The sequence below is a fragment of the Aquibacillus rhizosphaerae genome, assembly GCF_030282825.1.
In the GTDB taxonomy this organism is placed as follows: domain Bacteria; phylum Bacillota; class Bacilli; order Bacillales; family Amphibacillaceae; genus Aquibacillus_C; species Aquibacillus_C rhizosphaerae.
Genome location: NZ_JASTZU010000021.1, coordinates 75944 through 99876 on the forward strand (window position 1 = coordinate 75944; position 23933 = coordinate 99876).

The 23933-nt window shown below is 34.4% G+C and carries 28 protein-coding genes; all 28 read left to right on the forward strand.

Annotated features, from left to right (window positions below; all coding sequences use genetic code 11):
* The first annotated feature begins 94 nt into the window (after nucleotides 1–94).
* The 28 genes from topA to flhB all read left to right on the forward strand — a co-directional run bounded on the left by topA (nucleotide 95) and on the right by flhB (nucleotide 23915).
* Nucleotides 95–2173: a type I DNA topoisomerase gene (gene topA, locus QQS35_RS06220; protein ID WP_285931049.1), complete on the forward strand. Its 2079-nt coding sequence runs from the start codon at nucleotides 95–97 to the stop codon at nucleotides 2171–2173.
* A gap of 627 nt (nucleotides 2174–2800) precedes the next feature.
* The gene (locus tag QQS35_RS06225) at nucleotides 2801–3715 is read left to right on the forward strand and encodes a tyrosine recombinase XerC (protein ID WP_285931050.1); all 915 of its coding nucleotides are present in this window, start codon (nucleotides 2801–2803) and stop codon (nucleotides 3713–3715) included.
* An 18-nt stretch (nucleotides 3716–3733) separates the two neighbouring features.
* Nucleotides 3734–4279: an ATP-dependent protease subunit HslV gene (hslV, locus tag QQS35_RS06230; protein WP_285931051.1), complete on the forward strand. Its 546-nt coding sequence runs from the start codon at nucleotides 3734–3736 to the stop codon at nucleotides 4277–4279.
* Nucleotides 4280–4298: 19 nt separating this feature from the next.
* Nucleotides 4299–5699, forward strand: coding sequence for an HslU--HslV peptidase ATPase subunit (gene hslU, locus QQS35_RS06235; RefSeq protein WP_285931052.1), 1401 nt, complete (start codon nucleotides 4299–4301; stop codon nucleotides 5697–5699).
* 23 nt (nucleotides 5700–5722) lie between these two features.
* Nucleotides 5723–6502: a GTP-sensing pleiotropic transcriptional regulator CodY gene (gene codY, locus QQS35_RS06240; protein WP_285931053.1), complete on the forward strand. Its 780-nt coding sequence runs from the start codon at nucleotides 5723–5725 to the stop codon at nucleotides 6500–6502.
* A 366-nt stretch (nucleotides 6503–6868) separates the two neighbouring features.
* A complete protein-coding gene (gene flgB, locus QQS35_RS06245; RefSeq protein ID WP_285931054.1) occupies nucleotides 6869–7270 on the forward strand; it encodes a flagellar basal body rod protein FlgB in 402 nt (133 codons plus the stop codon).
* Nucleotides 7271–7272: 2 nt separating this feature from the next.
* On the forward strand, nucleotides 7273–7728 hold the full coding sequence (gene flgC, locus QQS35_RS06250; RefSeq protein WP_285931055.1) for a flagellar basal body rod protein FlgC: 456 nt from the start codon (nucleotides 7273–7275) through the stop codon (nucleotides 7726–7728).
* An 18-nt stretch (nucleotides 7729–7746) separates the two neighbouring features.
* Nucleotides 7747–8055, forward strand: coding sequence for a flagellar hook-basal body complex protein FliE (fliE, locus tag QQS35_RS06255; RefSeq protein WP_285931056.1), 309 nt, complete (start codon nucleotides 7747–7749; stop codon nucleotides 8053–8055).
* Nucleotides 8056–8140: 85 nt separating this feature from the next.
* Nucleotides 8141–9739, forward strand: coding sequence for a flagellar basal-body MS-ring/collar protein FliF (fliF, locus tag QQS35_RS06260; protein ID WP_285931057.1), 1599 nt, complete (start codon nucleotides 8141–8143; stop codon nucleotides 9737–9739).
* 12 nt (nucleotides 9740–9751) lie between these two features.
* Nucleotides 9752–10765 (forward strand): flagellar motor switch protein FliG, encoded by a 1014-nt coding sequence (gene fliG, locus QQS35_RS06265; RefSeq protein ID WP_285931058.1) that lies wholly within the window; start codon nucleotides 9752–9754, stop codon nucleotides 10763–10765.
* On the forward strand, nucleotides 10758–11525 hold the full coding sequence (gene fliH / locus QQS35_RS06270) for a flagellar assembly protein FliH (RefSeq protein ID WP_285931059.1): 768 nt from the start codon (nucleotides 10758–10760) through the stop codon (nucleotides 11523–11525). Before fliG ends, fliH begins: the two co-directional genes overlap by 8 nt.
* Nucleotides 11515–12834, forward strand: coding sequence for a flagellar protein export ATPase FliI (gene fliI / locus QQS35_RS06275; protein ID WP_285931060.1), 1320 nt, complete (start codon nucleotides 11515–11517; stop codon nucleotides 12832–12834). The genes fliH and fliI overlap by 11 nt, the downstream gene beginning before the upstream one ends.
* Nucleotides 12834–13280 (forward strand): flagellar export protein FliJ, encoded by a 447-nt coding sequence (fliJ, locus tag QQS35_RS06280; protein WP_285931061.1) that lies wholly within the window; start codon nucleotides 12834–12836, stop codon nucleotides 13278–13280. The genes fliI and fliJ overlap by 1 nt, the downstream gene beginning before the upstream one ends.
* 4 nt (nucleotides 13281–13284) lie before the next feature.
* Entirely contained in the window at nucleotides 13285–13860 is a 576-nt protein-coding gene (locus QQS35_RS06285; protein ID WP_285931062.1) for a MotE family protein, read from the forward strand.
* 48 nt (nucleotides 13861–13908) lie between these two features.
* On the forward strand, nucleotides 13909–15297 hold the full coding sequence (locus QQS35_RS06290) for a flagellar hook-length control protein FliK (protein ID WP_285931063.1): 1389 nt from the start codon (nucleotides 13909–13911) through the stop codon (nucleotides 15295–15297).
* Nucleotides 15298–15305: 8 nt separating this feature from the next.
* The gene (flgD, locus tag QQS35_RS06295) at nucleotides 15306–15755 is read left to right on the forward strand and encodes a flagellar hook assembly protein FlgD (protein ID WP_285931064.1); all 450 of its coding nucleotides are present in this window, start codon (nucleotides 15306–15308) and stop codon (nucleotides 15753–15755) included.
* Nucleotides 15756–15771: 16 nt separating this feature from the next.
* Nucleotides 15772–16140 carry a TIGR02530 family flagellar biosynthesis protein gene (locus QQS35_RS06300; RefSeq protein ID WP_285931065.1) on the forward strand — a complete coding sequence of 123 codons (369 nt, stop codon included), beginning with the start codon at nucleotides 15772–15774 and terminating at the stop codon, nucleotides 16138–16140.
* Between the two features lie 78 nt (nucleotides 16141–16218).
* Nucleotides 16219–17151, forward strand: a complete 933-nt coding sequence (gene flgG / locus QQS35_RS06305; RefSeq protein WP_285931066.1) for a flagellar basal body rod protein FlgG — start codon at nucleotides 16219–16221, stop codon at nucleotides 17149–17151.
* A gap of 42 nt (nucleotides 17152–17193) precedes the next feature.
* Nucleotides 17194–17415: a flagellar FlbD family protein gene (locus QQS35_RS06310; protein WP_285931067.1), complete on the forward strand. Its 222-nt coding sequence runs from the start codon at nucleotides 17194–17196 to the stop codon at nucleotides 17413–17415.
* A complete protein-coding gene (locus QQS35_RS06315) occupies nucleotides 17405–17827 on the forward strand; it encodes a flagellar basal body-associated FliL family protein (protein ID WP_285931068.1) in 423 nt (140 codons plus the stop codon). The genes QQS35_RS06310 and QQS35_RS06315 overlap by 11 nt, the downstream gene beginning before the upstream one ends.
* Before the next feature lie 28 nt (nucleotides 17828–17855).
* Nucleotides 17856–18845 carry a flagellar motor switch protein FliM gene (fliM, locus tag QQS35_RS06320; RefSeq protein WP_285931069.1) on the forward strand — a complete coding sequence of 330 codons (990 nt, stop codon included), beginning with the start codon at nucleotides 17856–17858 and terminating at the stop codon, nucleotides 18843–18845.
* A 1-nt stretch (nucleotide 18846) separates the two neighbouring features.
* On the forward strand, nucleotides 18847–20010 hold the full coding sequence (gene fliY, locus QQS35_RS06325; protein ID WP_285931070.1) for a flagellar motor switch phosphatase FliY: 1164 nt from the start codon (nucleotides 18847–18849) through the stop codon (nucleotides 20008–20010).
* A gap of 19 nt (nucleotides 20011–20029) precedes the next feature.
* On the forward strand, nucleotides 20030–20392 hold the full coding sequence (locus tag QQS35_RS06330) for a response regulator (RefSeq protein ID WP_285931071.1): 363 nt from the start codon (nucleotides 20030–20032) through the stop codon (nucleotides 20390–20392).
* A 48-nt stretch (nucleotides 20393–20440) separates the two neighbouring features.
* On the forward strand, nucleotides 20441–21094 hold the full coding sequence (fliO, locus tag QQS35_RS06335) for a flagellar biosynthetic protein FliO (RefSeq protein WP_285931072.1): 654 nt from the start codon (nucleotides 20441–20443) through the stop codon (nucleotides 21092–21094).
* Nucleotides 21087–21752 (forward strand): flagellar type III secretion system pore protein FliP, encoded by a 666-nt coding sequence (fliP, locus tag QQS35_RS06340; RefSeq protein ID WP_285931073.1) that lies wholly within the window; start codon nucleotides 21087–21089, stop codon nucleotides 21750–21752. The genes fliO and fliP overlap by 8 nt, the downstream gene beginning before the upstream one ends.
* 29 nt (nucleotides 21753–21781) lie before the next feature.
* Entirely contained in the window at nucleotides 21782–22051 is a 270-nt protein-coding gene (fliQ, locus tag QQS35_RS06345) for a flagellar biosynthesis protein FliQ (RefSeq protein ID WP_285931074.1), read from the forward strand.
* 4 nt (nucleotides 22052–22055) lie between these two features.
* Entirely contained in the window at nucleotides 22056–22835 is a 780-nt protein-coding gene (gene fliR, locus QQS35_RS06350; RefSeq protein ID WP_285931075.1) for a flagellar biosynthetic protein FliR, read from the forward strand.
* A complete protein-coding gene (gene flhB / locus QQS35_RS06355) occupies nucleotides 22836–23915 on the forward strand; it encodes a flagellar biosynthesis protein FlhB (RefSeq protein ID WP_285931076.1) in 1080 nt (359 codons plus the stop codon). It abuts the gene before it with no gap.
* The last annotated feature ends 18 nt before the right edge of the window (nucleotides 23916–23933 follow it).

Below are 23933 nucleotides of genomic sequence, written 5' to 3' on the forward strand. Positions count from 1 at the left end.
TATCAACTAAATAAATAAAATGTAAACTAAAAGAATTTTTTATTAAAAATGTTATTATTCAAAACAAATGATAAACCTCTTGGGAGGAAAAGACATGGCAGATTACCTTGTAATTGTTGAATCTCCAGCAAAAGCAAAAACTATTGAAAGATATTTAGGTAAGAAATATAAAGTTAAGGCATCGATGGGGCACATTAGAGACCTCCCCAAAAGTCAAATGGGTGTGAATGAAAATGAGAATTATGAACCGAAATACATTACAATCCGTGGTAAAGGTCCTGTCTTAAAAGAATTAAAAATGGCAGCTAAAAAAGTGAAAAAAGTATATCTAGCAGCTGACCCCGATAGAGAAGGGGAAGCAATTGCATGGCATTTAGCCCATAGTCTAGATATTGATGATCAATCTGAGTGCCGTGTAGTCTTTAATGAAATAACAAAAGATGCGATTAAAGAATCATTTAAGCATCCAAGAACAATAGATATGAATTTAGTAGATGCACAGCAGGCAAGAAGAATCTTAGATCGCTTAGTCGGTTATAACATTAGCCCACTATTGTGGAAAAAGGTGAAAAAAGGCTTAAGTGCTGGAAGGGTTCAATCTGTAGCTGTAAAAATGATCGTAGATAGAGAAAGAGAAATAGAAAAATTTGTTCCAGAAGAATATTGGTCAATTGAATCAACTTTCTTAAAAGATCAGGAAGAATTTGAAGGATCATTTTTTAGTATTGATGGAAAGAAAGTGGAACTACCTAACAGAGAAGCTGTCGATAAAATTCTTTCTACATTAAAAGGGAATAGTTTTAAAGTAGATAAGGTAAATAAGCGGGAAAGAAAAAGAAACCCATCAGCACCATTTACTACCTCATCCTTACAACAAGAAGCAGCCAGAAAGCTAAACTTTAGAGCTAGAAAGATAATGATGGTCGCTCAACAATTGTACGAAGGTATAGATTTAGGGAAAAAAGAAGGTGGAATTACTGGTTTAATAACGTATATGCGTACTGATTCTACTAGAGTTTCTGAGACAGCCAAAAAAGAAGCAACAGAATACATCACAGAAACGTATGGCAAAGAATTCTTAGGAACACCTAAAGAAGCAAAAAAAGCTGAGGGTTCACAAGACGCACACGAAGCAATTCGTCCAACATCAGTACACCGTGATCCTAAATCATTAAAAAGCGTTTTATCAAGAGATCAATATCGTTTGTATAAATTAATTTGGGACCGGTTCACTTCAAGTTTAATGGCACCAGCAATTATGGACACAGTTACTGTTCATCTTTTAAATGAAGGTGTTGAATTTAGAGCTACAGGTTCTACACTAAAATTTAAAGGTTTTATGAAAGTGTATATCGAAGGTCGGGATGATAATAAGGAAGAGAAAGACAAGTTATTACCAGATTTAGAAGAAGGAATGCTTGTGGAGGCAAAAGAGATTGAACCGAATCAACACTTTACTCAACCACCACCAAGGTACACGGAAGCACGTTTAGTAAAAACACTTGAAGAACAAGGAATTGGACGGCCATCTACCTATGCACCAACATTAGACACGATTCAAAGAAGAGGGTACGTCACACTTGATAATAAACGATTTGTACCGACTGAATTAGGTGAAATTGTATTGGATTTAGTAATAGAGTTTTTCCCCGAAATTGTTGATGTAGAATTCACCGTTAAAATGGAAGGTGATCTTGATTCGGTTGAAGAAGGAAAAACGGAGTGGGTCAATATTATTGATGGTTTTTACCAGGGCTTTGCTAAACGTTTAGAAGTAGCCGAAAAAGAAATGGAAAAAATTGAAATTAAAGATGAGCCTGCAGGTATTGACTGTGAAAACTGCGGCAACGAAATGGTTTACAAAATGGGTAGGTATGGAAAGTTTTTAGCTTGTTCCAACTTTCCGGAATGTAGAAATACTAAGCCAATATTAAAAGAAATTGGTGTGAAATGTCCGAGTTGTAAAGAAGGAAATGTTGTTGAAAGAAAAACTAAAAAGAGAAGAACATTCTATGGATGTGATAATTATCCTGAATGTGAATTCATTTCTTGGGATAAGCCTATATCAAGGCCTTGTCCAAAATGTGATTCTTTATTAGTAGAGAAGAAGTCTAAAAAAGGTACACAAATTCAGTGTACAGAATGTGATTACAAAGAAGAATCACAAAATTAATTTAAAAAGGCATCTGCATATGTAGATGTCTTTTTTTGAGGTGATAAATTATGAAAAAATTGTAAATGTCCAACTCTAGCTTCTACTCCTCGAGGTCTTAAGAAAAACAAGTAGTAAAGAGAGCATCAAATAGAAGTTTGTCTTAATTTATTTAAGTGAGAAAGGTGCCTAGAGGTTTTCTTATGGTTTAGGACTCTGTATAAGCGTTCAGTAATGAAAACTACAATATTTAGTCAAGTGATACAAACGATTTGAAAGGACTATAGCCTAAAAAGGAATTTGTTGTAATAGAATTGCTGCAATCAGTTAATACTGTTTTTAAATTAATAAAATATTTTGTGTTATTAGATAATTGATTTGTTTTAATTAAATACAACTTCGTTTTGTACCTTATAGGGTTCATAATGCTTTTTTGCAAATCTCCTTACCTTTATAGTTGTTGTATTGACAATTTCTGAGCAAGAAGCTATAATTTCCCTTCAGTAAGTGATTTTACTTGACAGTAAGAAAAGTGAAATTGTTTTGTGAAAGCAACAATTCAGAATTTTGTTACAATTTTGTTAATTCGTTGCATAGTTAAGATGAAATATGTTAAGATTTAAACGCCTTGACTGAAGTGGTGAAATAATGAGTTTATTCAAAGAATCTAATGAATTGTTTATAGAGTTTTTAAAAATTGAAAAAAATGCTTCTCCTATTACGATTACTAACTATATGGATGATATTAACTCCTTTGTTCAATATCTATATGAGGAAGGAATTCAGATATTTGCTTCTGTTGATAAACAGATAGTTGACTCCTTTATGTTGAGCCTTTATGAACAGAATCTTTCTCAAAGTAGTATTTCAAGAAAACTATCCAGTTTACGCAGTCTCTATAAGTTTATGGAAAGAGAAAAGTTAGTATTAAACAATCCTTTTATACATGTCAGTGTATCTAGACCTAAGGAACAGGAACCAAGTTTTTTTGAAAAAGAAGAATTGGAGAAACTTTTTTCGGTTAGCGACTTAGAAAGTCCGTTAGGCCAAAGAAACCAAGCGCTTTTAGAATTACTTTACGCTTCTGGAATTCGCGTGAGTGAATGTGTAGAATTAAATTTAAAGGATCTCGATTTTGATCTTAATACTTTATTTGTGACTGGAAAAGGAAATAAGGATCGGTATGTTCTGTTTGGGACTTATTCTGAGAAAGCTTTAAAATTATACATAAACAATGGAAGACATTCTTTGCTCAGAAAAACGAACAATCCTAGCGACCATCTTTTTTTAAATGCAAAGGGTAGTTCTTTAACAACAAGAGGTGTTCGCTTGATTTTAGATAAGATGGTGAAAAGTGCATCCTTAACTGTAAACATACATCCACACAAGCTAAGGCATACCTTTGCAACACATATGTTAAATGAAGGTGCTGATTTGCGAGTTGTCCAAGAATTACTAGGGCATGAACATTTGTCTTCAACACAAATTTACACGCATGATTCAAAGGACCGTTTGCGTAATATATATAGAAATAGCCATCCTCGGGCTAAAAAACGGGAATAATGAAAAGAGGTGGAGAAAATGAATCAAGAATTTCATGCTACTACGATATTTGCCATAAGACATAATGGGCAATGTGCAATGAGTGGCGATGGTCAAGTAACATTAGGGAATGCTGTGGTAATGAAACATAAAGCGAAGAAAGTTCGTAGATTATTTAAAGGTCAAGTGTTAGCAGGTTTTGCCGGTTCAGTAGCTGACGCTTTCACATTATTTGAAAAGTTTGAAGCGAAGTTAGAAGCTTACGAAGGAAATTTATCCAGAGCCGCAGTCGAATTGGCTAAAGAGTGGAGGAGTGACAAAGTACTACGTAAGCTTGAAGCTATGCTGATAGTAATGAATAAACAAGAGATGTTATTGGTGTCTGGAACTGGAGAAGTAATTGAACCTGACGATGGAATACTAGCAATAGGTTCTGGAGGTAATTATGCATTAAGTGCAGGCCGGGCTTTAAAGAATTACAGTAGTGATTTAACTGCAAAGGAGATTGCCCAGGCAGCATTAGATATTGCTGGAGATATATGTGTGTTTACCAATGGGCACGTAACATTAGAGGTGCTTGATTAATTAAAGGGGGTTTTTTAAGATGTCCATGAATATGACTCCAAAACAAATCGTCGCGCAATTAGATAAATATATAATCGGTCAAGTAAATGCTAAGAAATCCGTCGCCATAGCACTTCGAAACAGGTATCGACGGATGCAATTAGATGAGAAGATGCGTGAAGAAATAGTACCTAAAAATATATTAATGATTGGACCAACAGGTGTAGGTAAAACAGAAGTTGCAAGACGTTTGGCAAAACTTGTAGGTGCTCCATTTGTAAAAGTAGAGGCGACTAAATTTACTGAGGTAGGCTATGTAGGCCGTGATGTAGAGTCCATGGTACGAGATTTAGTTGAGATGGCAGTTCGAATGGTAAAGGAAGAAAAAATGGTTGGGGTAATGGATAAAGCAGAAGACTTAGCAAATAAACGATTAGTTAAAATCATTGTTCCAAAAGAAAAAAAGCAAAGTTCATTTAAAAATCCATTAGAAATGTTTTTTTCACCTCAACAAGATGATACAGATCAAAATCAAGACCAAAATGAAGACAAACAAGAGATTGAAAATAAACGTAAGCAGGTTAAAAAACAGTTGGCGTTGGGTGAGCTAGAAGACAAGATAGTTACAATCGAAGTAGATGAACAAACCACTTCGATGTTTGATATGCTGCAAGGTTCGGGTATGGAACAAATGGGAATGAATATGCAAGATGCTTTTGGTCAATTAATGCCAAAGAAAACAAAAAAAAGAAAACTCCCAGTATCTGAAGCAAGAAAGCTGTTAACACAACAAGAAGCTCAGAGACTTATTGATATGGATGAAGTTGCACAAGAAGCAGTAAGAAAAGTTGAACAATCAGGTATTATTTTTATTGATGAGATTGATAAGGTGGCTGCAAAGAGTGATCAACAATCGGGCAACGTTTCTAGAGAAGGTGTCCAACGAGACATTTTACCAATCGTAGAAGGATCAACCGTTGTTACCAAACACGGTGCTGTGAAAACAGATCACATTCTTTTTATCGCTGCAGGAGCATTTCATATGGCAAAACCATCAGATTTGATACCAGAACTTCAGGGACGCTTTCCGATTCGGGTTGAGTTTGATAAATTATCGATTGATGATTTCAAGAAAATTTTAGTAGAACCCTCTAATGCGTTGTTAAAACAATATGAGGCCTTATTGGCGACAGAAGGTATAAATGTGACGTTTACAGACGAGGCTGTTACAAAACTTGCAGAAGTGGCTTACGAAGTGAATCAGGATACAGATAATATTGGTGCCAGAAGATTGCATACAATTTTAGAAAAGCTGTTAGAAGAATTATCATTTGAAGCATCGGATATCACAATGGGTACAATTGAAATCACGGAAAGTTATGTAAATGAGAAGCTAAGTTCTATTGCTAAAAACAAAGACTTGAGCCAATATATTCTATAAACATTATGAACTGGAGGAGCAACATGGAACTATTAGATCGCGCAAGAAAAATTAATTCAATGTTACAAAAAGCAACAGGTAAATCGGTGAATTTTAATGAGATGTCAGCTACATTAAGAGATACAATTACTGCAAATATATTTGTAGTGAGTCGTAGAGGGAAGCTTCTAGGATTCGCAATTAACCAACAAATTGAAAATGAACGAATGAAATCAATGCTTGAGGAAAGACAATTTCCTGAAGAATATACAGATAGTTTATTTACAATACAAGAAACTACAGCAAATATTGATATTGATAGTAAGTTTACAGCTTTCCCTATAGAAAACAAAGATTTATTTAAAAGTGGTTTAACTACTATTGTTCCCATTATTGGTGGCGGTGAACGTTTAGGTACACTTGTTTTAAGCCGTTTGACACAGAGCTTTAATAATGATGACTTACTTTTGGCAGAGTATGGTGCTACGGTAGTTGGTATGGAAATTTTACATGAAAAAACAGAAGAGATAGAAATGGAAGCTAGAAGTAAAGCTGTGGTTCAGATGGCAATTAGCTCATTATCCTATAGTGAGTTAGAAGCAATCGAGCATATTTTTGAAGAACTAGATGGTAATGAAGGGTTACTAGTAGCAAGTAAAATTGCTGATAGAGTAGGAATTACTCGTTCTGTAATCGTTAACGCATTAAGAAAGCTTGAAAGTGCTGGAGTTATTGAGTCTAGATCTCTAGGGATGAAAGGTACTTATATTAAAGTGTTAAATAATAAATTCCTAGTCGAATTACAGAAATTAAAGTCAAATTAATTATATGATTAACAAAAAGGATGTCCTTTAAATATAGAAGGACATCCTTTTTGTTGTGTAAAAAGCCTAAAGCAAAGTTACTTCCAATAAATAGTCATATTTATTTTTTAAATTCCATTTAATATTTTTGAAATCTATGTAATAATAATGAAGCGGATGTGACGCATTTCGACATTTTTTTCATTTTGTGTAACTATCGAAAATTTAGTACTTTTGACTTATTAATGTTGATAAATAAATTAAATAATAGCAACTAAAGTAAGATTATGTCAAAATTCCATAGACACTTAATTACATTTAAATTACAATATTCGATAAAGATAGACGTTTTCTGACTGTAGATATAAATCTGGAGGAATTAATACGATGTCACTATTTAGTAATACTATAAGTACCTTAGAAAAATCACTTGATTATGCATCTTTAAAAAACCAAACGATTGCTAATAACATTGCCAATGTTGATACTGCTAATTATAAATCTAAGAACGTCGTTTTTAAGGACGTACTTGATAGTCAATTAGGGAGTACATTTCAAGCAAAAAGAACACACGAGAAACATATTCCTTTTCAGTCTAGTACTTTTGAACAAAACGGGCTAAAAATCGTTTCGGACAATAGTACTACATATAACCATAATGGGAATAATGTCGACGTAGATAAAGAAATGACGAATTTAGCAGAAAATCAAATCTATTATCAGGCATTAGTTGATCGTATAAATGGTAAGTTTAATAGTCTTTCATCAGTTATTAAAGGGGGTAGGTAGCGTTGAGTATATTTAATTCGTTAAATACTAGTGCGAGTGCTTTAACTGCACAACGACTTCGCATGGATGTTATTTCTTCTAATATTGCAAATGCTGATACAACTAGAGCAACAATCAATGAAAATGGTGAATATGAACCGTATCGTCGTAAAATGGTCACTTTTGAATCAAAAGATTCAGGGTTCACTTCTTTTTTAAGAAGAGCAACTAATAGCCAAGCAAGTTCTGGAAACGGAGTTCGGGTAAAGCAAATAACAGAAGATGAAGAACCGTTTCAGTTAGTTTACAACCCAAATCATCCAGATGCTGGAGTAGATGGGTATGTTCAATTGCCAAATGTTGATCCATTGCAAGAAATGGTTGATATGATGAGCGCTACCCGTTCATATGAAGCAAATGTAACTTCTATAAACGCAACAAAAAGTATGCTTCAAAAAGCATTAGAAATAGGAAAATAATAATTAGGAGGAGTTTTAATGGAATTAGCAAAAATTGGATCACTTCAAAAACCAGCTTTGTCTTTACAAAACACAACACAAACTAAACCCACTGTTGCTGAAGCGCAAAATGAATTTTCCTCAAGTTTAAAAAATGCAATAGAACAATTAAATGAAGTACAAGTAGCATCAGATAAAAAAACAGAGGCATTAGCTAACGGGCAAATTGATGACTTACACGATGTAATGATTGCCTCTCAGAAATCTAGTATTGCATTACAAACGGCAGTTGAGGTACAACGTAAAGGAATCGATGCATACAACGAAATTATGAGAATGCAAGTGTAGGAAGTGGACTTTCTGACAACAAGAATGAACTACATTAAAAGACTAGAGCTTCCTATTAATGGTGTGCTTGTGTTGGAGGCAAAAGATGAAACGAAAATTGGAAATATATAGAGAAAAAATTATAAATTATTGGACTTCAAGGTCAAAAGCTCAAAAAGGGATGTTTGCCGGTCTTATTTTTTTGTTTCTATTCCTTATTATTGCTGGGAGCTTCCTAGCCGGTCAAACAAAAATGGTACCACTATATAATAACTTGTCACTACAGGAAGTAGGACAAATTAAAACAGAGTTAGATGCAAGAGGTGTTTCTTATGAGTTAGAAAATGGAGGAACAACTCTTCGTGTCCCTACGGAACAAGTCGATTCCCTACTTGTCGATTTAGCTGCACAGGGCATTCCAAATAGTGGTAGTATTGACTACTCATTTTTTAGTGAAAATGCTTCTTGGGGTGTCACTGATAATGAATTTGAAGTAATGAAACTTGATGCAATGCAAACAGAGTTAGCAAACCTAATGAAAAGTATAAATGGTATAGATGAAGCTAGTGTAATGATAAATAAACCAGAAGATCCTGTATTTGTTAGTGATCAGACGCAAGAAGCATCAGCTTCGATAGTAATAAACACACAACCTGGTTATCAGCTTGAAGATAGTCAAATTAAATCTTTATATCATTTAGTTTCTAAAACTGTTCCAAACCTACCTACTGATAATATCGTCATTATGAATCAAAATTTTGAGTACTTTGACTTAAATGATTCAAATTCTTTTGCAAATGGAGATTCCTATACTGCACAGCAAGGTATAAAGCAAAATATTGAAAAAGACTTACAACGTAGAATACAACAAATGATTGGAACAATGATTGGTGGAGACAAGGTCATTGCTTCTGTAACAGCGGATATCGATTTTACACAAGAAAATAGAATTGAAGAATTGATAGAACCTGTTGATGAAGAAAACATGGAAGGCTTACCTGTTAGTATTGAAAGAATTACCGAAGCCTATACAGGTGCCAATGCGGCAGCTGCAGCAGAAGCGGGAGTTGGTGATGAAGAGGTGCCAAACTATCCAGCAGATGCCGAAGCAGGAGACGGTGACTATGAAATGGTTAAAGAGTCTATTAATAATGAGTTTAATAGAATCCATCGTGAGATTGTAGAAAGTGATTATAAAATCCGTGATTTGGGGATTCAAATTGCTGTTGATAATACAAAAGAGACAGATGCTGACGAAGTGGAATATTTAACGCAACAAGAACAATTAGAAGTAGAAGAAGGTATTGCTTCTATTTTGAATTCAATTGTTACTACGTCGATTGACAAATCATATGGTGAAGTAGTACCAGAAGAGAAAACTTCCATTGTTTTTCAAGAATTTAATGGGAGACAAGCACCTACTGATATGGCTGTACCAACAATTCCTGTTTGGATCTATGTTATTGGTGGTTTGCTTGTACTAGCAATTATCGTATTGATTATAGCTTTAAGAAAACGAAATAATAAAGAAGAAGAAGTTGAATTTGTAGCTGAGGAAACAGAGCAACAAATCAACACAATTCCAGACATTGAAGAAAAAGCCGATACAGAAGGAACTGTTAGAAGAAAACAATTAGAAAAAATGGCAAAAGATAAGCCAGAAGACTTTGCAAAGCTACTAAGAAGTTGGATTGCAGATGACTAGGAGGCGTCCTTTATGGTAAGGCACAAAGAATCGTTATCAGGGAGGCAGAAAGCAGCTATTCTATTGATATCACTAGGTCCAGATGTGTCAGCACAAATTTATAAACATTTGACGGAGGAAGAAATAGAAAAACTAACACTGCAAATCTCTTCTGTAAAAAAAGTAGAGTCTAATCAAAAAGAAGATGTATTGGATCAATTCCATCAATTAGCTATAGCACAGGATTATATCTCTCAAGGAGGTATAAACTATGCTAAAACAGTTCTTGAGAAAGCACTAGGGCAACAAGAGGCTTCTGATATTATTAACCGATTAACATCTTCTTTACAGGTGAAACCTTTTGATTTTGCTAGGAAAGCAGAGCCAGCACAAATTCTGAACTTTATACAAAACGAACATCCGCAGACGATTGCACTTGTTCTTTCTTACCTTGATGCGGATCAAGCTGGACAAATATTATCTGAACTCCCTCAAGAATTACAAGCTGATATTGCAAAAAGGATTGCAGTTATGGATTCAACATCACCTGAAATTATATATGAAGTTGAACAAGTTCTAGAAAGAAAACTATCTACGACAGTTACACAAGATTATACTCAAACAGGTGGAATTCAAGCTGTGGTTGAAGTGTTAAATGGAGTGGATCGTAGTACAGAACGTACAATACTAGATGCACTAGAAATACAAGACCCAGAACTAGCAGAAGAAATTAAGAAAAGAATGTTTGTGTTTGAAGATATTGTTACTCTCGATAACCGCGCAATTCAAAGAGTTATCAGAGAAGTTGAAAATGATGATCTTCGCTTATCCTTAAAAGTAGCTAGTGAAGAAGTAAGAGAGATTGTCTTTAAGAACATGTCTACTCGAATGGCAGAAACATTTAAAGAAGAAATGGAATTCATGGGACCTGTACGATTACGAGACGTTGAAGAATCACAATCGAGAATTGTCTCTGCAATACGTAGGTTAGAAGAAGTCGGAGAAATTGTTGTTGCACGTGGTGGAGGGGATGATATCATTGTCTAGCGGTTATAGATATGATGAGAAACCTACTAGTAAAGTGATTGGTATTAAACCTGTTCAAATAAATGTCCACAAGTCGGTTGAAGATAATGATAATGATGCAAGTGAACAATTACTAAGTATAGAAAAAGAGTTGAATGATGCGTTAACTCAACTTGAACAAACGAAACTTGAAACAACCAAATTAGTAAATGCAGCTAAGGAACAAATTGATAAAGAAAAACAAATATGGGAAACAGAAAAAAAGCAACTTATTGAAGATGCTCAATTGTCTGGATATCAAGATGGATTCGATTCTGGAAGCAAAGAAAGTATGGATCAATATAAACAACTAGTTGACCATGCAAAAACAATAGTGGATGAAGCAAAGACAGATTATTTGAGAACAATTGATCAAAGTGAAGAAGAAATTTTGAAAATTGGAATAAACGTAGCTTCTAAAATAATTCATACTGTTATTGATGAAGGTGACGAGTTTATTAATATTGTGAGGGATGTTTTAAAAGAAGTCAAAGAACAAGCTTCAATTAATATTTTTTCACATCCAGAAGACTATCAGATAATCTTAAATCATAAACAAGAGTTGTTAAATATTATTAGTTCTAAAGCGGTACTTTCTATATATCCAGATAGCGATTTGGAAAAAGGTAGTTGTATCGTGGAGACACCTTTTGGGAAAATAGATGCTAGTGTTCAGAGTCAATTACTTGAATTGAGGAATAAACTGTTTCATATCACGGAGGAGTTTGAGCGTGAATATTGATGGATATTTAGATGAAATCAACCAAATTGATACGTACAAACGATACGGGAAAATTCATCGAGTTATTGGACTAATGATTGAATCCAAAGGGCCTGAAGTAAGTGTTGGAGATGTTTGCTATATTCACACATCAAAAAAGAAGAATTCTAAAATACTTGCAGAAGTTGTTGGTTTTAATGAAGAAAAAGTACTGCTAATGCCCTACTCGACCATTAAAGAAATTGGTCCAGGATGTTTAGTGGAGGCTACTGATCAACCACTGACAATTAATGTTGGAAGAGGACTAATTGGTAAAGTAATTGATTCTTTAGGACACTCACTAGATGGCTCGTTATTACCAAAGGGTCTAACCAGTTATCCATCGGAACAATCACCACCGAATCCATTAGCTAGACCCAGAATTTTAGAACCTATCCAAATAGGTGTGAAGACTATTGATGCTTTGCTTACTGTAGGGAAAGGACAGCGTGTTGGGATTTTTGCTGGTAGTGGTGTAGGTAAAAGTACCTTACTTGGTATGATCGCTCGAAATAGTGATGCTGATATCAATGTAATAGCTTTAATAGGTGAACGTGGTCGAGAGGTTAGAGAATTCATTGAAAAAGATTTAGGTGAAGAAGGATTAAAGAGGTCAATTGTAGTAGTCGCAACTTCTGATCAACCCGCACTTATGCGAATAAAAGGTGCCTATACAGCAACAGCAATCAGTGAATATTTTCGAGATCAAGGTTTAAATGTCAATCTAATGATGGATTCAGTCACACGTGTTGCAATGGCACAAAGAGAAGTAGGGTTAGCAACTGGTGAACCACCAACAACGAAAGGTTATACACCATCAGTGTTCGCTATGTTACCTAAACTATTAGAAAGAACTGGTACAAGTGAAAAAGGAACGATTACAGCTTTTTACACTGTTCTTGTCGATGGAGATGATATGAATGAACCAATTGCTGACACAACAAGGGGTATTTTAGATGGACATATTGTCTTAGATAGAAAACTTGCTGAGCAAGGTCAATTTCCGGCAATAAACGTTTTGAAATCAGTAAGTAGAGTTATGCCCGAAATTACATCAAAAGAAGAACAGCAATTGGCACAAAATGCCCGATTTATACTAGCTACTTATGAAGAAAACTATGAATTGATTCAAATAGGTGCATATAAAAGAGGTGCAAGTAAAGAGATTGATCAATCAATCCAATTACATCCGAAGGTTGTTAGCTTTTTGAAACAAAAGACTGATGAAGATATTACAAGAAATCAAGCGCTTCAGCAATTGGCTGATTTGATAGGCAGGAGTGGTAGTTAATGGCCAATACAAAGGCTTTTCAAAAAATCTTATCTTTTCGTGAAAGAGAGAAAAATGAAGCTCAAATAGCTTATAAACAGTCAGTGGAAAGCTTTGAGGATGTCGCAACTCAACTTTATAATTTATTAAGAAAAAAAGAAGATGTTGAAAATAAGTACAACTACTATTTGGAAACAATGGGCTCTGTTACAAATATAGCAACACATTACTCCTATATTGAGAGAATTAAAGAAAAAATAACAAGATTAGAAACTTCAGTTAATGAAGCAAGACATGTTATGGACGCTAAACAATTAAAATTAACTAATGCTCATATTGAAACAAAAAAGTACGAAAAATTAATAGAAAGAAAAAAACTAAAGCTGAAAGAACATGAACTTGAGCAAGAAAACAAATTAATGGATGAAACCTCTATTATACAGTTTTTAAATAACAGGGATAGGTGAGTATATGGCTCGTGATTCAGTTGTAGAAAAAGAAAATAAAAAAGCAGGTCCTTTTCAATGGCTAGTAGTGATTGTCATACCAATAATATTCGCAATTACTCTTGCTCTTATTATCTTATCTTTTATGGGTGTTGATGTTATTGGGAATGCAAAAGGTTTTGCCAACCATATTCCGTTTCTATCCTCTGTGGTGTCGACTGAGGAAGAACTAATAGAGAATAATCAATTAGAAGAACTTCAGACTGAGATTGATTCACAATCATCACAGATTGACCAACTTTCTTCAGAATTAAGCGTAAAAGAACAAACAATAGATGAATTAAATCAACAAGTTTTAAAACTAGAAAAACAGATTGAAGATTATGAGTCAGGTGAACAAGATAAGACAGAGACTGTAACAACCATTACCAGTTCATTTAAAAATATGGAGCCGGAAACTGCAGCTCCAATTATTTCTAATCTAGATAATCAACTTGCAGCTTCTATTTTAGAAAGTTTACCAGATAGAGAACGTGGTGCAATCCTTGGTGCATTAGATCCAGAATTAGCAGCACAAATTACCCAATTATTACTGGAATAAGAGTTACAATTTTCTAATCATTAAATTTGAAGGGAGGTGAATACGAAGGTGAATATAGGTGCAGTTATGTTACCAACTACCGATAAAGTAATAAAGGTTGAAAACAAACAAGTGAAGACGGCACAGCAGTTTATCAACGCATTAAACAAAGCAGTAGACTCTACAATAGCAAATGCGGATAAATTACCTGAAACCGAGACAAAAGATTTAGTTAAGAAATTACTTACCAAGTTAATGAATGAACAAGGTTCAACAGAACTGACTGGAAATCAAGCAGATATTACCAGCGAAGTTGAAGCACTAAATGGTGTAGAATTGACAAGTAATAATCTTTTAGAAAACTACTCATCCTTAATTAGTGATATTAATTTAAACAATCCGATAGATACAGAAACCACTGTTGAGACTATTAGTTTAAACCAAGGTGTAAAGATTGTTGAACAACTTTTGGATAACTTGAAGAATGATGTATCCGAAGAAGGTATCGAACCAACAGAAGTTGAGCAAGTTGTTGAACTGCTGCAAAATGAATTAACACAAAAGAATAGTGATTCAAATGTAATAAGTATGTTTCAAGCACTGTGGATGGACGTTCAAGATGTTTTTACACAAATAGATAAAAATTCAATTCCAAAAGAAACCGAATTGAAACTATTAAAACTCTTAGAGCAATGGACTGCGTTGGAGAAGACATCAGGTTCGCAGTTTAATATCGAGCAATTGTCAACAAAGGACAGTGCCAAAGCGCAATTGATTTGGGATAAGATATTACAGACGTATCAAAAACGCATGGATCCACAAATGCAACAAAAATACCAATCTAGTTCAACAGTAACAACAACTGATGTCGCTAAGTGGGTTAAAACAGCACTAGCAAATTATCAAACAGAGGCTACTGAAACAAAACAGGTTAGTAATTCTGGTTTTCAAGCAACGAATATGCCGGTTTCTAAAGTAGAGCAATTTGTTTTACACCTAAACCAAACTTCAACAAGTGATCAAGAAGCTTTACAAAAAAAGCTGGTTGAAGAGTTTCAAAGAGTCATTAAATCTAGCAATTTTAGTTCTAGTGTAAATGGTTCAAATCAACTAGTATTGAAGCTTCGTCCTGAAAACTTAGGGGATATAATGGTTAGGTTAACCCAGATGAATGGCGAAATGATAGTTAAAATAACAACTACGTCTCAAGTAGCTAAAGAGATGTTGGAAGGTAATATCCAACAATTAAGGCATATGTTCGCACCACAACAAGTTGTAATAGAAAAACAAGAACTACAGTTGTTCCAGCAAGAACAACAAACATCGCAGCAAAGTAAACAGTCGTCATCAGGAGAATCTGATTCTAATGCCTCACAAGAAGGATCTGACAACAAACAGCAAGATAGTGAAGACAATGAAATGAGTTTTCATCAAATACTTATGAATGAGAAAGTTTAGGTGACAAAATGACTAAAATTGACCCTTCGTTATACTTAAGCAATCAAACAAGAGGTACAACGGGCTCTAACTTAGGAAAAGATGAATTTATGAAGATTTTAATGGCTCAGTTGAAAAATCAAGATCCTTTGAATCCGATGGAAGATAAGGAATTCATTTCACAGATGGCTAATTTTTCTTCATTAGAGCAAATGATGAATATGTCTTCTTCTATGAGTCAATTGGTAAATAATCAGACCATTTCACCTGTAATTCAGTATAGCCATTTGATTGGAAAAGATGTTTCCTATAATAAGCTAAATGAAGAAACAGGCACGGTTGTTGTTCCAAATGAACAAATGAAAAGTTCCGTTATAGCTGTTAGCCAAAAAGAAGGTTATGCGGTACTAGAGTTGGAAAATGGTTCTAAAGTTTTCACTGATGAAGTTTTGAAGGTAATTGATCCTTCTAAGAAATAAAGGATGGTGAATGTAGATGGATCACCGAATACAACATCTGCATCAACGAGCGCTACTTCCGAAGGTAAATCCAACTAAAAGTAATAAGAGTGAATCGATTGGATTTAAAGATGTCTTATCAGAAGTACAAACATTAAAAATTAGTAAACATGCAAAAGATCGTTTATCAGAAAGAAATATATCAATCGATGACGTGCAGTGGGAAAAGATTTCCCGAAAGGTAGACGAGGCTAAACAAAAAGGAATATCTGATTCATTGGTTGTGACAAATGATGCTGCATTGCTTATCAGTGCAAAGAACAACACGGTAGTAACTGCCATGGATCGCGCTGAAGCATCAAGTCGAATTTTCACGAATATAAACGGGACTATTTTGATCGATTAGGCTGGACCCTGAAAGGGAAGCCACTCAAACTGCTGAATGACAGAAGCAGTAACTATAAAATGGAAGGAATGTTGGCTTATGCTACGTTCGATGTATGCTGGAATTTCAGGAATGAAAGGTTTTCAAACAAAATTAGATGTTATAGGTAACAATATTGCAAATGTAAACACAACCGGTTTTAAAAAGGGGCGCGTGACTTTTCAAGACATGATGAGTCAAACGCTAACAAATGCATCAGCACCAACTGGAATTCGTGGTGGGGTAAATCCTGCGCAAGTAGGACTTGGCTCACAAACAGGTTCAGTTGATAACATCCAAACACAAGGAAGTAGACAAACAACAAATAGAACATTGGATGTAGCTTTAGAAGGTGATGGTATGTTAGTTTTTGGACAAGGGTTTGATGCAAATGCTGATGATGCAACATTTGAAACAAACGGAATAAGTCAAAATCCAGATGTGGAACTTCAATATTCAAGAGCAGGTAACTTATATCTAGATAATAGCGGAAATATTGTAAATCCTAATGGACAATATTTAATGGGATTTAGTGCTGATGCGACAAATGATAATATTTTAACGGAAGAAGTTGGATCAATAAAAATCCCTGGTGGTGCTGAAAGCTTTAGTATTCAAGGTGACGGAACAGTTAACTATGTTGAAAATGGTCAAACAAAAGTTGCTGGACAAATTATTTTATCTAAATTTTCGAATCCAGGTGGTCTTCAAAAAGTTGGTGGAAGTATGTATCAATCAACCATGAACTCAGGTCAAATTTATAATGATGGAAATAATGATGATGTTTATGATGCTGCAAATGACACAGTATTGTTTGCTCCAGAGTCTGCTGGAACAGCTTCAATAATCTCAGGTTCATTAGAAATGTCTAACGTTGACTTGGCTGAAGAATTCACTGAAATGATAACAGCTCAACGTGGATTCCAGGCTAATACAAGAATCATCACAACATCTGATGAAATTCTACAAGAATTAGTAAACCTTAAACGATAAAGGAGGTAGGGAGTAAGGCTTTTAGCTAAGCTCCCACCATTTATGATTCATTTGACTAGGTTAAACGGAGACAAGTTTATGGTAAATGCTTTATACATTGAACAGATTCAATCGTTTCCTGATACAACATTAACGCTTACCAATAATAAGAAGCTAATTGTGCAGGAACATGAGAATGAGGTAGTCCAGTTAGTAAGTGAGTTTTATAAAACGATAGGTTTGCAAGGATGTCTTAAGGAAATAGGTGAAGCTGATGAATCCTAAACTATTCAAAGCTATGATTGCAATATTAATAATTATAACGATTATCGGTGTTGTTGCTTTAGTTTTAGTTCTTAATGTTTCTGGAGAAGAAAAAGATGATAAAGAACTTAGTATAGATAAAATGGTTGATTATTCTTTTACTACAGCAGAAATGCAAACCGATTTACAGGATGGAAGTTTTGCTCAAATACAATTTCAAATTGTTACTGATAGCAAGAAAGCCAAAGAAGAAGTAACAATGAGGGAATTCCAAATAAAAAATATTTTTATAAAAGAATCTGTTGAGTTAACTGAGAAAGACTTTAAAACTGGTCTTTCTGAATTAGAAGAAAAAATGAAGTCAAGCTTAAACGAATTAATGGACGAAGGTAATGTTACAAGCGTTTATATTGTAAGTAAAATAATCCAGTAATAATAGCTCCGAAATGGAGGTGGGACTTTTGGCTCAGGAAGTACTATCACAAAATGAAATTGATGCTCTATTATCCGCACTTTCATCGGGAGAAATGGATGCTAATCAATTAAAACAAGAAGAAAAAGATAAAAAAGTAAGAGTTTATGATTTTAAAAGAGCTCTCCGTTTTTCGAAGGATCAAATTAGAAGTATTTCAAGAATACATGAAAATTTCGCGAGACTTTTAACTACCTATTTTTCTGCACAACTACGCACCTATGTAAATATATCTGTTGCATCGGTTGATCAAATTCCGTATGAAGAGTTTATTCGATCGATTCCTACGATAACGATACTAAACATATATAGTGTTGCGCCTTTGGATGGAAGGATTATATTTGAATTTAATCCGAATATTGCTTATGCAATGTATGACCGAATGTTGGGTGGTAAGGGGAACAGTGTTAATAAAATAGAAAACCTTACTGAGATTGAGACAAAATTAATGTCTCAACTATTCGAAAAGGCACTAGACAACCTTCAGGAAGCTTGGAGCTCGGTCGTTGATATAGATCCTATGTTAGAAGAGTTTGAAGTAAATCCGCAGTTTTTGCAATTAGTTTCACCTAATGAAACAGTCGTTGTAGTATCGCTTAATACGACAATAGGTGAAAGCAGTGGAATGATTAATATTTGTATCCCTCACGTAGTTCTTGAACCGATTATTCCTAAATTATCTGTTCATTATTGGATGCAAACCGAGAATACGAAAGAAAGAAAACCGGAAGAATATGAAAACATTGCTAAAGGCTTAGAAGATGCCGTGCTCGATATGAAGGTATTACTAGGTAAATCATCTATTAGTATTAATGAGTTATTAAATTTGAATAAAAATGATGTTATTCATTTAGACCAATCAATTGATAAACCTTTACAACTTCAAGTTGATAATGAATCAATGTTTCTCGTTCAACCGGGTAAAAACAGACAAAAACTTGCAGTCCAGATTGTTGAAGAAATAAAAGGGGGGAATTAATATGATGAATGATGGCATGTTATCCCAGGATGAAATTGATGCTCTACTTAATAATACAGCTAATGAAGACCCTGAGGAGAATGTGGAAGATGCTCCTGCCATTGAAGATTATCTATCCTCTTTGGAACAAGATGCCTTAGGAGAAATTGGTAATATTTCCTTTGGAAGCTCAGCCACTACATTATCAACTTTATTAAACCAGAAAGTGGATATAACAACTCCAACTATCTCGGTTATTAAAAAAAGTAAGTTAGAAGATGAATTCCCACATCCCCATGTAGGTATAGAGGTTAAATACACCGAAGGATTTAGTGGAGTGAATTTATTTGTATTACAATCAAGCGATGCTTCTATCATTGCAGATCTAATGTTGGGTGGTGAAGGTGAAGCTAGTTCCGAAGAACTTAATGAAATTCATCTTAGTGCTGTACAAGAAGCAATGAACCAAATGATGGGAACAGCAGCAACAAGTATGTCTACAGTGTTTAGCAAACGGGTAGATATATCACCACCTGCTATAACCTTACTAGATAAAGAAGAAAGCGAAAAATATATTCCAGAAGAAGACGTTCTAATAAAAGTATCATTCCAATTAAAAATTGGAAGCCTAATAGACTCTAATATCATGCAGCTATTGCCAGTACAGTTTGCTAAAGATTTAGTTAATGATCTATTAAATCCACCAGAACAAGAAAGTAAGCCAGAGGAACCAAATGAAACGATTAGTAGCCAGCCTGAGATAACAAAGCATAGCGAAGAGAAGGTTGTTAACTCTAATCCTAATCCTCGGTCGAACCAAAGTGGGTCAAATCCAAAACAGTTAGGTGAATTATCACAGGCTAATACACCTATTCAAACTGCTGAATTTTCTAGTTTTAATGAGATTGACTTACCAGCAAAAGAAAAGCACAACTTAGATATGCTTCTAGACATTCCATTAAAAGTTACAGTAGAGCTAGGCCGTACACAACGTACTGTTAAAGACATTTTGGAGTTATCTTCCGGTTCTATTATTGAGTTAGATAAATTAGCTGGAGAGCCAGTAGATATTCACGTGAATGACAAATTAATCGCTAAAGGTGAAGTAGTTGTTATTGATGAGAATTTTGGTGTGCGTGTTACAGATATTGTAAGTCAAACAGATCGATTAAAAAAGTTGAAGTAGAGACGAAGGGGAGATTAACATGAGTAAAAAAATACTAATAGTAGATGACGCGGCTTTTATGAGAATGATGATTAAAGATATTTTAAGTAAGAATGGATTTGATGTAGTAGGAGAAGCACAAGACGGTGCACAAGCTGTTGAAAAATTCAATGAATTATCTCCTGATTTAGTAACAATGGATATTACTATGCCTGAAATGGACGGCATTACAGCGTTAAAAGAAATTAAAAAAGGAAATCCTGACGCTAAAATTATTATGTGTTCTGCAATGGGCCAGCAAGCAATGGTTATTGATGCTATCCAAGCTGGGGCAAAAGACTTTATAGTAAAACCATTCCAAGCTGATAGAGTAATTGAAGCTATCCAAAAAGCGTTAGATTAATATGGACTTGGTGCAAAGATGTTAAAAAAAATTGTGTGTCTGTTTTGTTTGAATCTTGCCCTGGTATATATGGTTGGTACATCTAATGTTAGTTATGCTTCGACTATGGTTGACGATTGGCTAAATGAAAATGAAGAAGAAATAGAAAATTCTCCGACGAATGATCAGATAAATGAAGATGACCAAATAAATGAAGATACTCAAATAGATGAAGAAGCTGAAATGAACGTAAAAAAAGAATCGATAGGATCGTTGATTATAAAGCTAGTATTTGCATTAGCGTTAGTGATAGGACTCATTTATCTTCTTTTAAAGTTCATTAATAGTAAAAATAAAATGTTCCAAAAGGTAAGGGCTTTAGAGAACTTAGGTGGAATTTCACTAGGAGCAAACAAGTCATTACAGGTAGTTCGAATAGGGGACCGCGTATATGTTCTTGGTGTAGGTGAAAATGTTGATTTACTATCTGAAATTACAGATGGCAAGACAAAAGAAGACCTGCTAAAAGAAGATGTAACAGAGTTTAATCCTAGTAACTTGTTTGCTTCGATTCTCAAAAAGAAAGAGGATAAAGACGAGAATCAAACTAATCAGTCGTCAGAGAATTTTCAAAATTTATTTCAGAAAGAGTTATCCACATTGGTTCAAGGAAGAAAAAAACTAACAGACCGTTATAAACGTGAGGAAGACAAAAATGAATGAATTTATTGACATTTTTTCTGGCACAGATCCTGCTAACGTCTCAACTTCAGTCAGGCTATTATTACTATTAACTATTTTTTCTTTAGCACCGAGTATTATCATTCTGATGACCTGTTTTACGCGTATTATTATCGTATTATCCTTTGTTAGAACATCATTAGCTACGCAACAAATGCCACCTAACCAAGTGTTAATAGGTATTGCGTTATTTTTAACCTTCTTTATTATGGCACCAACGCTCCAAGAAATTAATGAACAAGCTCTCACACCTTTATTCGAGGAAGAGATTACTTTGGATGAAGCTTATGAAAGGGCTAGTACACCGATAAAAGAATTTATGGCTAAACATACTAGACAAAAGGATTTAGCATTATTCATGAATTATTCTCAAATGGATCGACCTGAGTCAGTTGAGGATATCCCATTAACAACGCTTGTCCCAGCTTTTGCTATTAGTGAGCTAAAGACTGCTTTTCAAATGGGCTTTATGATCTTTATTCCTTTTCTAGTTATTGATATGGCTGTAGCGAGTGTTCTGATGTCTATGGGAATGATGATGCTCCCTCCCGTCATGATATCTTTACCATTTAAAATACTGTTGTTTATTCTAGTTGATGGTTGGTATTTAATTACCCATTCATTGTTAGATGGATTTTAATTGTATCGAATCGGAAAGGGAGATGAGTAATGAGTGGAGAATTTGTTATATCTTTAGCTGAACAAGGAATTACTACTGTACTACTTGTTACTGGTCCTTTGCTTATACTGGCATTAGTGGTTGGGTTAATTGTCAGTATTTTTCAGGCCACTACCCAAATACAAGAACAAACCCTTGCTTTTGTTCCAAAAATAGTAGCCGTATTAGTAGGACTTATATTTTTTGGACCGTGGATGCTGTCGAGAATGGTAGAATTTGCCGCAAATATATTCCAAAATCTTAATCAGTTTGTAGGGTAATGAAATGCTAGAGTCTATAAACTTAAATGCTGTTCCTGGGTTTCTATTAATACTCGTACGCGTTACCTCTTTCTTTGTAACAATGCCCATTTTTTCTTATCGGAATGTACCTACTCAGTTTAAGATTGGTATTGGTTTTTTCTTAGCATGGATTATGTTTTATACATTAACAATTCCAGAAATTCCAATTGATAGCACTTATATATTATTAATTTTAAAAGAAGCGGTTGTTGGTTTGGCAATTGGTCTAATTGCATTTATTATTTTATCTGCCATTCAAATTGCCGGTGGTTTTATAGATTTTCAGATGGGTTTTGCTATAGCCAATGTAGTCGATCCACAAACAGGAGCACAAACTCCATTAATGGGTCAATATTTTTATACGATTGCATTACTGTTCCTCTTAACCGTTGATGGACATCATTTATTAATAAATGGGATTTTTTATAGTTATGAAGCAATTCCGATTGATCAGATGATTGACTTTACTAACGAAAATATTGCTTATTTAGTCATTCAAACATTTAATGATATGTTTATCATTGCATTTCAGATGGCTATTCCTGTAGTTGGTTGTTTGTTTTTGGTGGATGTTGCCTTGGGGATTATAGCTAGAACAGTACCCCAGTTAAACGTGTTTGTTGTCGGTTTACCATTGAAGATTTTTGTTGGACTTTTTATTCTAACAATCTTTATCAGTTTCTACATCATGCTTATAAAAAATCTTTTTGAATTGTTACTGGAAACGACACAAGCGTTAATGCGTTTATTCGGAGGTGCTTAGATGAAATTGTATTTAGATCTACAATATTTTGCAGGTGAAAAGACAGAAAAAGCAACTCCGAAAAAAAGGCAAGATTCGCGTAAAAAGGGCCAGGTTGCTAAAAGCCAAGATGTTAATACAGCTATATTATTATTTTTTGTATTTATTATATTTATAGTTATTGGAAGTAATTTAAAAAACTCAATGATGACCCTATATGAAAAATTTTTCACTGAGTACATCAAGTTACCTGTTACTGAAAACAGTTTACACGACGTATTAATTGAAGCTTCTATCGAGATGGCAAAAACGCTTGCTCCTATTATGGCGATAGCCATCGTGGCAGGACTAGCATCCAATTTCTTGCAAATAGGATTTTTATTTACGACAAAACCATTAGAAATGAAGTTAAATAAATTAGATCCTATCCAAGGTGCAAAACGAATTTTTTCTGCTAGAGCCCTCGTAGAGCTCGTCAAGTCATTACTGAAAATTACAGTTGTAGGTACGATCACCTTTGCCATCTTGTGGATGAATAAAGGTGAAATGATGATGTTAGCTGCAAAAGATGTAAATAGTGCATTAGCCTTTTTTGGCAATATGACTATTACCATGGGAATAGCAGCTTCCATAGCATTACTGATAATTTCAGTCATTGATTATACCTATCAAAGGTATGATTATGAAAAGAACATCAAAATGTCCAAAAATGATATAAAAGATGAATATAAAAATATAGAAGGTAATCCACTGATTAAATCAAAAATTAAAGAAAAACAACGTCAGATGGCAATGAGAAGAATGATGAGTGAAATTCCTCAAGCAGATGTCGTTATTACAAATCCTACACACTATGCTATTGCGATAAAGTACAACGAAAATAAAGCTGATGCTCCATATGTTGTTGCTAAAGGTGTCGATTTTGTGGCTTTTCGGATAAGAGAAATTGCTAAAGCAAACAATGTTACATTAGTGGAAAATCGACCTTTAGCAAGAGCATTGTATGATCAAATTGAGATCAATGAAGTCATCAATGAGGACTTCTTTCAAGCTGTTGCAGAAATTCTGGCTTATGTTTACCAGTTGAAAAGAAAAGCTTAGCGTGTAATTAAGGAGCGG

Bases quoted from the DNA above. Each gene is read 5' to 3' on its own strand.
- topA (WP_285931049.1), top strand. From the start codon at position 95: ATGGCAGATTACCTTGTAATTGTTGAATCTCCAGCAAAAGCAAAAACT.
- fliP (WP_285931073.1), top strand. From the start codon at position 21,087: ATGAATGAATTTATTGACATTTTTTCTGGCACAGATCCTGCTAACGTC.
- flhB (WP_285931076.1), top strand. From the start codon at position 22,836: ATGAAATTGTATTTAGATCTACAATATTTTGCAGGTGAAAAGACAGAA.
- QQS35_RS06310 (WP_285931067.1), top strand. From the start codon at position 17,194: ATGATTCATTTGACTAGGTTAAACGGAGACAAGTTTATGGTAAATGCT.
- flgB (WP_285931054.1), top strand. From the start codon at position 6,869: ATGTCACTATTTAGTAATACTATAAGTACCTTAGAAAAATCACTTGAT.
- fliG (WP_285931058.1), top strand. From the start codon at position 9,752: ATGGTAAGGCACAAAGAATCGTTATCAGGGAGGCAGAAAGCAGCTATT.
- fliJ (WP_285931061.1), top strand. From the start codon at position 12,834: ATGGCCAATACAAAGGCTTTTCAAAAAATCTTATCTTTTCGTGAAAGA.
- fliE (WP_285931056.1), top strand. From the start codon at position 7,747: ATGGAATTAGCAAAAATTGGATCACTTCAAAAACCAGCTTTGTCTTTA.
- QQS35_RS06285 (WP_285931062.1), top strand. From the start codon at position 13,285: ATGGCTCGTGATTCAGTTGTAGAAAAAGAAAATAAAAAAGCAGGTCCT.
- flgD (WP_285931064.1), top strand. From the start codon at position 15,306: ATGACTAAAATTGACCCTTCGTTATACTTAAGCAATCAAACAAGAGGT.
- codY (WP_285931053.1), top strand. From the start codon at position 5,723: ATGGAACTATTAGATCGCGCAAGAAAAATTAATTCAATGTTACAAAAA.
- hslU (WP_285931052.1), top strand. From the start codon at position 4,299: ATGTCCATGAATATGACTCCAAAACAAATCGTCGCGCAATTAGATAAA.
- fliQ (WP_285931074.1), top strand. From the start codon at position 21,782: ATGAGTGGAGAATTTGTTATATCTTTAGCTGAACAAGGAATTACTACT.
- fliR (WP_285931075.1), top strand. From the start codon at position 22,056: ATGCTAGAGTCTATAAACTTAAATGCTGTTCCTGGGTTTCTATTAATA.
- fliF (WP_285931057.1), top strand. From the start codon at position 8,141: ATGAAACGAAAATTGGAAATATATAGAGAAAAAATTATAAATTATTGG.
- QQS35_RS06330 (WP_285931071.1), top strand. From the start codon at position 20,030: ATGAGTAAAAAAATACTAATAGTAGATGACGCGGCTTTTATGAGAATG.
- flgG (WP_285931066.1), top strand. From the start codon at position 16,219: ATGCTACGTTCGATGTATGCTGGAATTTCAGGAATGAAAGGTTTTCAA.
- QQS35_RS06225 (WP_285931050.1), top strand. From the start codon at position 2,801: ATGAGTTTATTCAAAGAATCTAATGAATTGTTTATAGAGTTTTTAAAA.
- fliY (WP_285931070.1), top strand. From the start codon at position 18,847: ATGATGAATGATGGCATGTTATCCCAGGATGAAATTGATGCTCTACTT.
- QQS35_RS06300 (WP_285931065.1), top strand. From the start codon at position 15,772: ATGGATCACCGAATACAACATCTGCATCAACGAGCGCTACTTCCGAAG.
- hslV (WP_285931051.1), top strand. From the start codon at position 3,734: ATGAATCAAGAATTTCATGCTACTACGATATTTGCCATAAGACATAAT.
- QQS35_RS06315 (WP_285931068.1), top strand. From the start codon at position 17,405: ATGAATCCTAAACTATTCAAAGCTATGATTGCAATATTAATAATTATA.